11 protein-coding genes are annotated in these 12531 nt (G+C 39.8%); 4 read left to right on the forward strand and 7 right to left on the reverse strand.

Going from position 1 to position 12531, the window contains the following annotated elements; all coding sequences use genetic code 11:
• Positions 1 to 663: 663 nt before the first annotated feature.
• Positions 664 to 1521 (reverse strand): tetratricopeptide repeat protein, encoded by an 858-nt coding sequence (locus J7338_RS01265; protein ID WP_210794880.1) that lies wholly within the window; start codon positions 1519 to 1521, stop codon positions 664 to 666.
• An 86-nt stretch (positions 1522 to 1607) separates the two neighbouring features.
• Here J7338_RS01265 and J7338_RS01270 point away from each other — a divergent pair, with 86 nt between their 5' ends.
• Entirely contained in the window at positions 1608 to 2918 is a 1311-nt protein-coding gene (locus tag J7338_RS01270; protein ID WP_210794882.1) for a M20 metallopeptidase family protein, read from the forward strand.
• Positions 2919 to 2934: 16 nt separating this feature from the next.
• Here J7338_RS01270 and J7338_RS01275 read toward each other — a convergent pair whose 3' ends face one another.
• The 4 genes from J7338_RS01275 to pomA form a co-directional block, all read right to left on the reverse strand.
• Entirely contained in the window at positions 2935 to 4845 is a 1911-nt protein-coding gene (locus J7338_RS01275; protein WP_210794884.1) for a DNA topoisomerase III, read from the reverse strand.
• Between the two features lie 72 nt (positions 4846 to 4917).
• Positions 4918 to 5400 (reverse strand): hypothetical protein, encoded by a 483-nt coding sequence (locus tag J7338_RS01280; protein WP_210794886.1) that lies wholly within the window; start codon positions 5398 to 5400, stop codon positions 4918 to 4920.
• Positions 5401 to 5687: 287 nt separating this feature from the next.
• Entirely contained in the window at positions 5688 to 6608 is a 921-nt protein-coding gene (locus J7338_RS01285; protein ID WP_210794888.1) for a flagellar motor protein MotB, read from the reverse strand.
• Positions 6609 to 6610: 2 nt separating this feature from the next.
• A complete protein-coding gene (gene pomA / locus J7338_RS01290) occupies positions 6611 to 7378 on the reverse strand; it encodes a flagellar motor protein PomA (protein ID WP_145241117.1) in 768 nt (255 codons plus the stop codon).
• A gap of 301 nt (positions 7379 to 7679) precedes the next feature.
• On the opposite strand from pomA, the gene J7338_RS01295 reads away from it, so the two are divergent.
• From J7338_RS01295 to dxs, 3 genes are all read left to right on the forward strand, one after another.
• Positions 7680 to 7922: an exodeoxyribonuclease VII small subunit gene (locus J7338_RS01295; RefSeq protein WP_210794890.1), complete on the forward strand. Its 243-nt coding sequence runs from the start codon at positions 7680 to 7682 to the stop codon at positions 7920 to 7922.
• A gap of 3 nt (positions 7923 to 7925) precedes the next feature.
• Positions 7926 to 8813 (forward strand): (2E,6E)-farnesyl diphosphate synthase, encoded by an 888-nt coding sequence (ispA, locus tag J7338_RS01300; protein ID WP_210794892.1) that lies wholly within the window; start codon positions 7926 to 7928, stop codon positions 8811 to 8813.
• Positions 8814 to 8918: 105 nt separating this feature from the next.
• Positions 8919 to 10784: a 1-deoxy-D-xylulose-5-phosphate synthase gene (dxs, locus tag J7338_RS01305; protein ID WP_210794894.1), complete on the forward strand. Its 1866-nt coding sequence runs from the start codon at positions 8919 to 8921 to the stop codon at positions 10782 to 10784.
• A gap of 175 nt (positions 10785 to 10959) precedes the next feature.
• Here the strand turns inward: dxs and J7338_RS01310 are convergent, their stop codons facing one another.
• Together J7338_RS01310 and J7338_RS01315 are read right to left on the reverse strand one after the other, a co-directional pair.
• Positions 10960 to 11739, reverse strand: a complete 780-nt coding sequence (locus tag J7338_RS01310) for an aldolase (RefSeq protein WP_210794896.1) — start codon at positions 11737 to 11739, stop codon at positions 10960 to 10962.
• 16 nt (positions 11740 to 11755) lie between these two features.
• Complete coding sequence (locus J7338_RS01315) at positions 11756 to 12469, reverse strand: iron-containing redox enzyme family protein (RefSeq protein ID WP_210794898.1); 714 nt, start codon at positions 12467 to 12469, stop codon at positions 11756 to 11758.
• Positions 12470 to 12531: the final 62 nt, after the last annotated feature.

Raw genomic sequence — 12531 nt, forward strand, 5'->3', positions numbered from 1 at the left:
CCTAAGGACATGCTCAATGAATTCTGAATTATTTGTTTTTGTTGCCAAAAACGAATTGACTGTGCGTTATTATTTTCACTTTTGAAAAAGTAAAATCAAAACAGCTCAAGGCTGAATCTTTTAATAACATATGGTCACTCAGTTTCAATTGAGACTCTAAATTTTTTGCGTCATCTAGCGAACTAGAATCTGCTGTTAGAACTCAATCTGTACGAGTGCCCACACAGATGATTGCTTTATATTGTTAAAGAACGTTGCGATTAAAGCGTTAAACTTTATCTCGCTAGGGCTTCGCATCTTACACTTTCCTATTTTTTTGTCAACACTTAATTTTAAACTTTATTAAAAATTTAAAATTAAGTTTTACTCGACTAACTAAGTGACTCTTGCCTCGCTAAGCGTTGCTGTCTGCCGTCTCAGTGGGGTCGAATTATAGGGCGCGGCGAATTTTACGCAAGCGTTTTTTAAAGAAAACTTGAAATAAAGTACTGTTCGTTCAATTTACACGCTAAACACACTAAAACCCTTGGTCAACTGTACAAAATAACAACGACTTTTCCCTGAAAGGATCTTCAGTATTATCTATTATCGATATTTCGCAAGTTTTGGCATAAAAAAGCGCCATTAACTTCGGCGCTTTCCATAAAACAAAATAAAAACGTGTTAATAGAGGATACTGTAAAGCTTTCTTCTATATTTTGCCGCTAAACTATCACCATCCGGTAAAGAGGCAATAATAGCTAAATAACTTACCTTGGCATCGGCAAAATTCAAATCTTTTTTCAACACTGTAAATAGTAACTCTAACGCTTGCTCTTTTTTGCCTGCTTGGTCGTATGCTGCACTTAGTTCAACTTTTAACTCAAGATCGTTAGGATACTTTTCAACTTTCGCTTGTAATGCTTTTAGCTCTGGCGATTCTTGTGCTTGCAGTGCTTGTGCGCACTTTGCTTGAATATTGGTAAAGTATGCATCTTGCTCATTTTCATTTACTGAAGCTAACAAAGCTTGCGCGTCATCCAGTTTATGAATTTGAATGCATATATCTGCCAATACTAATTTTATACGCGCATTTGTATTGTCTAATTCGTAAGCCTGCTTGGCAAAATTAAACGCTTGATTTAAATCCTGAGCGATCAGTGCTTGCTTGGCTTGTTCTAACAACATTTCATGAGGCTGCGGTAAATGTTTACTTAACGCTTCTCTGATTTGAGTTTCAGCTTGTGCACCGGCTAACACATCAACAGGCGCTGAGTCTTTTAATAGCACTAAGGTTGGTAATGTTTGTAGTCCAACTTGCTGTGCTAGTTGTGCTGCGAGTGCTTGCTCTAAATCACAATCTAATGTGGCAACTAATATATAGTCACCATAATCTTTGGCTATTGTCTGTAAAATAGCAGCTTGAGATTGACACTCTGGACTTTGTGCTGAAAAGAAACTTAACAGGACTAGTTTTTGTTGTGATGTTTCACCCAGCACTTGTTGAAGATTTTGCGAATTAACATTTACCATATTATTCATTGCTATTGATTGCCATATCAGACTATTTAGGGTTTTATATGGAGGCAAACATAATAATTACAAGCCATAAATCAAAAAGGTCTTTTATGAAATTTCATAGTCTATACGCTGCCCTTATACTGCTTAGTCCATTAGCAAGCTCAACAACCTTGGAGCTGAAGTTAGATAAAACGATGCCTGCCATTGAAAAGTTTTACTTAGATTTACACCAATCCCCAGAACTTTCATACCATGAGCAAGAAACGGGAAAAAAGCTTGCCACCAAATTACGTGCGCTTGGCTATGAGGTGAGTGACAATGTGGGTGGCTTTGGTGTAGTGGGCTTATATAAAAATGGTGATGGCCCGACAATAATGATCCGTACTGATACAGACGGCTTACCAATCATAGAACAAACTGGTAAATCATATGCTTCAACAGTCACTGTTATAAATAATGAAGGAGCAAACGTTGGTGTGATGCACGGATGTGGTCATGATATTCATATGAGTTCATTTATTGGTACTGCGCAACAATTAATGCTACATAAAGATGCATGGCAAGGAACCTTAATGATGGTGGCACAACCTGCTGAAGAGGTGGGAGGCGGTGCAAAAGCGATGCTCAAAGAAGGTTTATTTAGTAAATATCCGACTCCTGATCACGTTATCGCTTTGCATGTTAGTGCGAGTGTTCCCGCAGGACAAGTCAGTATGAAAAATGAGTACACCATGGCCAGTGTGGATTCAGTAGATATTACGGTTAAAGGTAAAGGTGGTCATGGTGCTTACCCACATATGACTATTGACCCTGTTGTTATCGCATCACGAATAGTGTTGGCACTGCAAACAATTACCAGTCGCGAATTATCACCTCTTGAACCCTCAGTAATTACAGTGGGTTCAATTCACGGTGGAGCTAAACATAATGTAATTTCGAATGAAGTAAAGCTACAGCTGACACTTAGAAGTTATAATCCTAAAATTCGCGAGCAACAAATTGCAGCTATAAAACGTATAACTAAAGGCATTGCATTAAGTGCAGGATTGGATGAAAGCTTAATACCTGCGGTTTATGTACATGAAGATGAGTCAATCCCATCTACATATAACGACCCTGCACAAACTAATATTGTACGTAATGCGATTAGCTCGGCGATTGGACAAAGTAATGTGCTTGAAACCGAAGCGGTTATGGCAGGGGAAGATTTTGGTTTATATGGCCGCACAGATAAAAACATCCCTATCACCTTATTTTGGTTAGGTGGTGTAGAGCAAGCTAAATATCAAGCGGCACAAACATCAGGGGCAACTTTACCTTCACTACATTCAAGTAAATTTGCACCTGACTATAAAGTTGCAATCCCCACAGGTATCACTGCGATGAGTAACGCTGCGGTGGCTTTGTTTAATCAATAATCTTAGCAATGGATGACTAAGCCGATTTTGTTTTTGGTTTAGTTTTTCTTGTAAAACGCCGCTTTTGCGGCGTTTTTGGTAATTGTGCAAATACGTTGCTATCACAATTTTTGGCAAGTTCCACAAAAGCCGCTAAATCCACTAATAAAGGATTTAAAAATTGTTGATAACTCATTTGTTGTTCTGCTATGTCGCCCAACGATGCTTCCCATTTTGCGGTTAGGTCTGGGCTAGCTAAACCATGCGGTAACGCACTGATCAATGCTCTACCTGTATCGGTTGCTAAAATGAGTTTACCTTGACGTCTTAAAAATTGTCTTCTAAATAATAACTCTAAAATACCCGCTCTGGTTGCTTCGGTTCCTAAGCCGTCTGTTTCTTTGAGTATTTTTTTGATTTCTGGATCTTTAACGTACCGACTAATACCTGTCATTGCACTAAGCAGCGTTGCATCATTGAAATGAGCTGGCGGGCTGGTCATTTTATCAATTACTTCACCGCGTTCACACTGCAACTGTTGCCCTTTAATTAATGGCGGCAATATCTGCTCATCTTTTAATGCGGTTTTTCCCATTAACGCTTTAAAGCCTAAACTTACATCTTGTTTTGCGTTGGCTTTAAAAATACCACCATTAATTGTTATTTCAGCCTTTGTTTCATTATAAGTGTAGTCTGGGTAAAACTGGATCAGATAATGACGGCTAATAAGACCATACACTTTACCTTCTTCAGCACTCAAACTTGCTGACTTTTGCTGCTTAGCGGTAGGAATAATGGCATGATGCGCAGCCACCTTAGCGTCGTTAAAACACTTACTGCGTTTACTCACATCTGCGCCTTGGCAATGAGTGTCATTTTGCCCGCCATTGATAGCAATTGCCTTTATTATACTGGCTGCTTCTTGGTGATGATCTTTGGGTAAGTAACGATTGTCTGAACGTGGATAGGTAATTAGCTTGTGACGCTCATATAAATTTTGACAAATATCCAATACCTTTTGTGCAGGCATTGAAAAAGCTTTCGCAGCATCAATTTGTAACGCTGACAAATTATACGGCAAAGGTGCTTGTTGCTTTTTCTGCTTTTTTTCAAGCGCCGTAACTTCACCTGATTGATTAGAAATTCGCGACGCAACATTCTCAGCAAGGCCTCGATGGAGCACTCGCCCCTCTTCATCTTGATAAGGTTCACACGCTTTGCTTGGTTGCCACTTTGCTGTAAACGGCTCTTTATTTTCGGTACTTAAATGGGCTAATACTTCATAAAAAGGTTTTGGCACAAAATTAGCAATCTCGTTATCACGCTGAACCACCAATCCTAATATTGGTGTTTGTACACGCCCTACTGATAATACATTACCAAACCCTGCTTTTTGACCTGCAAGCGTATAGGCGCGCGTTAAATTCATACCAAACAGCCAATCAGCTCGCGAACGCGCCAAAGCAGATACACTAAGTGGAATAAATTCACGGTTTGAGCGAACGTTTTGCAGCGACTTTTTAACCGCGCTAACATTCAAATCACTGATCAATAAACGTTGAATTTGCTGTTTTTTGGCTTGGCTAAGTTTAACTTGCTCAATCACCTCATCAACAAGTAATTGCCCTTCTCGGTCTGGATCACCAGCATGAACAAGTTGATCAGCTTGTTTAATTAACTTTTTAAGGACCGTAAGTTGCTTACGAGTTTTAGATTTTGCTTTTAACTGCCATTGCTGTGGGATAATCGGTAAGTCATCAAAGCGCCATTTTTTATATTGCTCATTATAATCATCAGGCTCTGCTTGCTCGAGCAAGTGACCTATACACCAAGAAACACAATCGCCATTAGCCACTTCAATATAGCCATCATGTTTTTTATGAGGCTTTGGTAGCGCATCGGCAATGGCACGACCTAAAGATGGCTTCTCGGCTATATAAAGTTTCATAGGGCACTATCAACAACTGGTTATTTACACAGTAGTTTAGCACACGTAATTTAATCTACAAATAGTTAATGATTAGCTCTTTAGACTACGATTTTTTCGCATAAATAAATACAACAGAGGAAGGTAGCACACTACGACAGTGCCAATATTGATTAACGGTAATAACGTTTTATATAGCATAGTGCTATACGATAAATCCCAAAGGTGGCGATCTACCAATCTAAATAATTGTAAGATAGGCGCACTAATTAAAACCAATTGACCGATCACACTTTGCCAAAGATACACTTTATCTTTAATAGCCCAGTGAGCAATCAAAGCCATCCAAGCAATATCATTAAAAGCCCAAACTACATAACGCCAAATATAAGGGTCATCTAACTCTCTAAGGCTTGAATAAATCACAGCGCCATACAAGAAGAAAACTGCTGTAATCAAGACAAAGCGTAATGCCAACCAATCCTTACGTAAGTAAAATACAAAAATAGCTGGGAATAAAAATAACACCCAACTATTTTCGAGTATTTGCATACTACTATTAAACCATGTAGGCATAGAATTACTTAATCTGGTTTTTTATCTTCATCCTGTCCGTTACCATTACCAGGCATGCAGCTAAATTTATCTAATTTTTTCATAATTGATATCCTGTGATTAAGGGTTATTATTGCTTAGAAGAAAAGCTTCCACCAATCTTGAGCTTGGTCGTCTGGTTTTTTATCATCATCGCCACCAGAACAATTGCCCGGCATATAGCTATATTTATCAACGTTTTTCATCAGACACTCCGTTACACTTGTTAAAAACTACTTTAAGCTAAATTAGGTACTTTGCCAAGCATCTTAACGAACATCAATCGGATCTGACTCTTTAGCCTTACCTTGCATGATTGAAATTTCCACGCGGCGATTACGTCGTCTATCCGCATCAGAATCATTTGGAACAAGTGGTCGAGTTTCGGCATGACCGACAACAACCATTCTGGTTTTATCAAAGCCTTGCGCTTTTTGCATTTCAGTTGCAACCGCAACTGCACGCTTCGATGATAAATCCCAGTTATTGGTATACAGCTCGTTGGATACTTGAAAATCATCAGTATGACCAGACACCGTAATTTCCCCTGGCACATCTTTTAAAAGCGTGGCTATATCGCGAATAATTGGTTTGAATTTAGGCTGTAAAAATGCACTGCCAGATGGAAATGAACCATTTTCACGAATACGAATAATTATTTGCTGACCTAATGATTCCAACTCAACAGCACCATCCATGATTTGTTGTTCCAATTGCTGGGCTATCTTTTTAACTAACTCATTAACCTGCTCTTGATCAGCTGCAGAAATAGATTGTTCTGATGCTTGTTGTTGCGCCGTACTTTGTGACTCACCACCACGCTTATTACCCCGTTGCTCTTGACGACCGCCAGCAGAGCTTTCATCACCGGCCTGAAACTCAAGCATTTGCTGAGTCATTTCGACAGTTTGCTGTTGAATGGTTTCGATTGGGGTAGGTTCAGGTTTACCTGGGGTGAACTCCATCGCGATAACAGATGTTCCTTTAGGGATATCTTTTACTTCTATTTTATTTTGTACACCAAAGGCAAACTTCATTGAGCCTGCGATTTGTTTAAATTTAAGTACATCCATTTCTGAAAACGCGAGTAAAAGTACAAAGAAGCACATCAATAATGACATCAAATCCGCGAAGGTACCCATCCATGCTGGTAACCCGGGTGGTGGACACTTGCACTCTTGATCTGACATGCTTACTCCTCAGTATCCACTTTTCGTTTTGATTCAGCGAGGTAGTTTTTCAAAATACCTTCGATGACTTTTGGATTTTGGCCATCTTGTATACCTAATACCGCATCTAAAATTAGCCGCTGATTCATTGCTTCTTCGTCTTTACGTAGCTCTAATTTAACTTGAATAGGTATCGCAACCACATTAGCTAAAAATGCACCGTATAACGTTGTTAACAGTGCTACCGCCATCGCAGGACCAATCGCTTTAGGGTCATCCATATTCGACAACATCGCAACTAGACCAATCAAAGTACCAATCATACCCATAGCAGGTGCAATATCGGCAAGCGCTTTAAACAAACCGGCCCCCGATTCATGACGAGTAGAGGTAAGAGAAATATCTTTTTGCAAGGTGGCACGAACAACATCAGCGTCATGACCATCAACAAGCATATCAACCCCTTTACGCATAAACGCATTGGGTATTTCAGCTTCTTCTAGTGCTAAAAATCCGCCTTTACGGGCAGAGTCTGCAAGTTCAACTGCTTTTTCGATAAGCTCTTCAGGTGACTCTATTTTGAACATGAAGGCTTTAGCCGCGACTTTACCGATACCGAGGAATTGACTCATCGTATAGTTTGATAACACAATAAAAATCGAACCACCGAAAACAATAACCACCGATGGCGTGTTATAAAACATAGCCACTTCGCCGCCACTACTTAGTACCATTGACATAGCAATAAGACCAATAGCTCCGAGAATACCTATAATGGTTGCTAAATCCACTTACCCCTCCAGAGGAATCGATGCTTTGCTGCTACCAGCAACAAATTTTTATTATTAACAGCTTATCGGCAATCTATTGAATTACTTAAACCATTTAATGAAAAAAATGAAATGAAAGTTTTCAATCCTATTTGGTATTTTAAGCTACCATTAATAACCTGCAAAGTTTAAGTTAAGGTATAAATAATTAAAAATGGCAAGAAAACAATTAATTATTCAAAAAAAATGCATCACCCTTTGACCTAGTTTAGCATTCCCCCTAAAATTGGCCTCACATTTCTATCATCTAAGTTAAATCAGTATGGCGACGAAAAAACCAGAAAACCTAAGCTTCGAGCAAGCGCTTGATGAATTATCCTTAATCGTCACAGAAATGGAGCAGGGAGAGCTTTCCCTTGAGCAATCGTTGAAACAGTTTGAACGCGGCATTGCTTTAGCCGGCGCATCTTCAAGTAAGTTACAACAAGCTGAACAAAAAGTAGCGATTTTATTGGGAAGTGATAGTCAGTCACCACTTACTAACTTTGATAATGATTTGGAATAACGGGTGTTAATAACAGAGCAAATAAAATGTGCTCAACAAGATGTTGAAGCCACTCTCAATCGGTATTTTGATCAACCGCTCGATACCGAGCAAAGCATCAAACAAGCCACCCACTACAGCGTTTTAAATGGCGGTAAACGATTACGGCCATTTTTAGTGTATGCCACGGGAAAAATGCTTGGCGCAAATAAACAAGATTTAGACGTGTTGGCTGCTGCTATTGAATGTATTCATAGTTATTCGTTAGTTCATGATGATCTACCCGCGATGGATGACGACGACCTGCGACGTGGTAGACCGACTTGCCATATTGTCTATGGCGAAGCTCATGCTATTTTAGCTGGTGATGCGCTGCAAACATTAGCGTTTGATTTAATTGCTAACCATTCATTTCACGTTCCTGCACAGCAACAGTTAAAAATGATTGCAGCACTTGCCAAAGCATCTGGTATTGAAGGTATGGTCGGTGGTCAAGCACTGGATATTGCTGCGACTGACAAATTAGTCAATTTAGCTGAGCTCGAACGTATCCATAAATTAAAAACTGGTGCTTTGTTAAATTGTGCAATTACTTTAGGTGCATTATGCGCAGCTGATACAAATCAACAAACATTATTACAATTAAAACAGTTTGGTGATGCAATTGGGCTGGCTTTTCAGGTGCAAGACGATATCCTTGATATAGAAGGTGATACCCAAGTATTAGGCAAACCGCAAGGCTCCGATGTTGCAGCAAATAAAGCGACCTACCCAGCTCTACTTGGGCTTAAAGGTGCAAAAAACAAAGCACAATCATTACTAAAATACGCACTCGATGCGTTAGCAACAATAGATGCTGACACTTCAGAGCTAGAAAACTTGGCAAAATACATTGTTGAACGCGATTATTAATTCTAGGCTCTAGCTTGAGCAAGTAATGATGTACAAAATAACTAAAGAATCAGAGTAATATTACGCTATAATGACCTCTGGTTAGCGAAGGATGTATTAAAAATCATGACACTTGATAGTAGCAAGTATCCATTATTAGGTTTGGTTGACGAACCAGCCCAGTTGCGTGATTTAGCGCAAAACAAATTACCTGCTTTTAGTAATGAGTTACGTGATTACTTACTAAACTCAGTCTCGCAAAGTAGTGGCCACTTAGCATCAGGTTTAGGGACAGTTGAGCTTACTGTGGCGCTTCATTATGTATATAACACCCCTGAAGATCGCTTAGTATGGGATGTAGGTCATCAAGCATACCCACATAAAATTCTCACAGGGCGTCGTGATCAAATGCACACGATCCGCCAGAAAGACGGTTTACACCCGTTTCCATTTCGTGAAGAAAGCCACTACGACACTTTTAGTGTTGGCCATTCAAGCACCTCGATTTCTGCAGCTTTAGGTATGTCAATTGCGGCGCAAAAAGAAGGCAAAGGGCGAAAAACAGTAGCGGTTATAGGTGATGGTGCAATTACTGCGGGTATGGCATTTGAAGCAATGAATCACTTAGGCGATGTTAAATCTGATATGTTGATCATATTAAACGATAACGAAATGTCGATTTCTGAAAATGTCGGTGCATTAACTAATCATTTCGCTCGCATCTTATCAGGCAGTTTTTATACTAACATTCGTGAAGGTAGTAAAAAGCTGTTATCTGGCGTTCCACCAGTAAAAGAATTAGCCAGTCGCATGGAAGAGCACTTAAAAGGCATGGTTATCCCTGGCACTTTTTTTGAAGAGTTAGGCCTAAATTACATCGGCCCAATTGACGGTCATGATGTAAACATGTTGGTTGATACACTGCGCAACATGCGTAACCTAAAAGGGCCGCAGTTGCTGCATATCAAAACCCAAAAAGGTAAAGGTTATAAACCTGCAGAAGCAGATCCTATAGGCTATCACGGCGTACCAAAGTTCGACCCTACAATTTCGAGCCTACCAAAATCAAAACCTGGCGCTGCGACTTTCTCTAAAGTATTTGGCGATTGGTTGTGTGATATGGCAAGTCAAGATGCAAAGCTTATGGCAATCACCCCTGCTATGCGTGAAGGCTCAGGCATGGTGCGTTTTTCAAAAGAATACCCTGAGCAATATTTTGATGTTGCTATTGCTGAGCAACACGCCGTTACTTTAGCCGCTGGTTTTGCCTGCGAAGGCTTAAAACCCGTTGTCGCTATTTATTCAAGCTTTTTACAACGTGCCTATGATCAGCTTATTCACGATGTTGCTCTGCAAAACTTACCCGTGTTATTTGCAATTGACCGTGCAGGTATCGTTGGTGCTGATGGCGAGACTCACCAAGGCGCATACGATTTAAGCTTTATCCGTTGCATCCCCAATATGGTTATCATGGCACCGAGTGATACTAATGAATGTCGCCAAATGCTGTACACAGGTTATCGTTGTAACAGCCCTGTTGCAGTTCGTTATCCTCGTGGGAGTGCTGGCACAACTGAAATCAACAAGCAAATGGTGGAACTTGAGATTGGTAAAGGCCGCGTTATTCAGCAAGGCACTAAAATCGCAATTTTATCCTTTGGTACATTACTTGATAATGCTCAACTAGCAGCTCATGAGCTAAACGCTACTCTTATCGATATGCGTTTTGTAAAGCCGCTCGATAGCACACTAATCGACAGCTTATTAGCTGATCATGAGGTGATTGTAACACTTGAAGATAACGCGATTGTTGGTGGTGCAGGCTCTGCTGTTAATGAATATTTAGCAGCTATAAAAGCAACAGTAAGCATCCTTAATTTAGGTATTCCTGATGAGTTCATCAAGCATGGCACGCAAGAACAAATGCACGATGAAATGGGCTTAGGTTCACAAGGTATTTTCAATAGTATAAATAGTTTTATTGCTAACTAAGCGATATAGCGAGTAAGTCACTCGATAAAGTCCGGTTAAATAATGAAAAAGGAGCCTCGCTCCTTTTTTTATTATAAATAATCATAACATTAAAAACTTCAATTTTTTTACATCCAATTATTTCTCTGCCACGTTTATTCACTGAGGTTAACTCGTGATCAAAGCGTTCACGCTTTTATACTGTAAAGTCGTACTCTTTTTGTGTCCGCCGAGCGTAGTATGCAAAGCCTGCTTTTGAGCGTTTATCCTGCAAAATCCAATCATGCGCTTCTTTGGCGAGTGCTGGGTTGATTTCTTTTATCTCGCCTGCAGCTTCTGCTAATAACTGCAGCTTGGCAGCTCGTTCACATTGAATGGCTAACATACAAGCCTCTTCGATTGTGCGACCAGCTACAACCAAACCATGATGACACAACAGTGCTGCTCGCTTATTACCTAAAATACTCGAGATAATTTCACCTTCTTCATTACCCACTGGCACTCCCGGCCACTTAGCAAGAAAAGCGACATCGTCATAAAGCATACATGTATCCATATGCGAAATTTTTAATGGCCGCTCCAACATAGATAATGCAGAAACATGCGGCGGATGAGTGTGAATAATACACCCTACATCAGGTCTTGCTTTGTAAATCCAAGAATGAAACCGATTTGCAGGGTTTGGCATTCCATCCCCTTCTATTACTTCCAAGTCTTTGTTTACTTTTAGCAAGTTATCTGTCGTTATTTCATCAAAACCATAGCCAAATGGTTGAGTGAAGTATTCACCAGAGTGCTTATCACAAGCGGTTATCTGGCCCGCCAAACCTGAGTCATGTCCCTGTGCAAAAAGTATTCGGCATGTAAGTGCCACTTTTTGTTTCTCACTCCATTTGCCTTCAGGTAGTTTTTGAGCAATCTCTTCACGACTTTTGGCCATGATAGATTGTTTATCCATTGTTAATGTGGTGCTCATTCTTACATCCATATTGTTAAGTGAACGCTATACTCGCACTTTCTAATTTAACTGCGTGGGGTATTTTATTTTCAATCGCGTCAAAAAAGGCCAAACGTGCTTCAATTATTTGTTCACCTGCTTTAATCATATTGTCGAGTTGGAATTCGTTTGAACCTGCTATTTCTAACATAATGTCATTTAATGTTTCTGCATGTCCATCATCACATTCAATATGCAAAAGTAAAAAATGTATTTGTTCATCAGGTACATCATGATGTCTAAATCCCGCGACCAAGCTCGAATATAGATCGGGTACAATCGCTTCAGCACCGATGCATAATGCACCGAGCCCAAATGCGGGGTTTAACTCTCGACAGTGTGTAAACATACAATCAATTAAAGCCTGTGTTTCATGCTTAATTTTGGTTGAATCAAGCTCAATACCAAAGCTTTCTAACATATTGCGATAAATAATGTGATGAGGAGTTGGGCTACCTTGCTCTAAACCCAGCTCTTCGAATAAGTTTTCCGCCAATTCCATTACTTGGTCATTTGATGGCAAATTTGCCATCATGGCACAAAGGTAACGTGTAAAGTAAGCACTGTATAAACCCTGCTGAAGTAAAAATGCTTTTAACTCATCCAGTGAAATTGAACCGTCTCTGCACCTTTCCAAAAATGAGTGCCCATTTAGCCTTGTTGCTAGCGCTTTAATGCTTGTTTCAAGCTTGTTTATACTCTGTGTCATTTTATTGTCTCCGTCACTCGTTTTTACTTGCTTCTATCCTTTAAAAGAAGCGTTAACATACA

This window comes from Pseudoalteromonas ostreae (assembly GCF_018069805.1).
Taxonomy (GTDB): domain Bacteria; phylum Pseudomonadota; class Gammaproteobacteria; order Enterobacterales; family Alteromonadaceae; genus Pseudoalteromonas; species Pseudoalteromonas ostreae.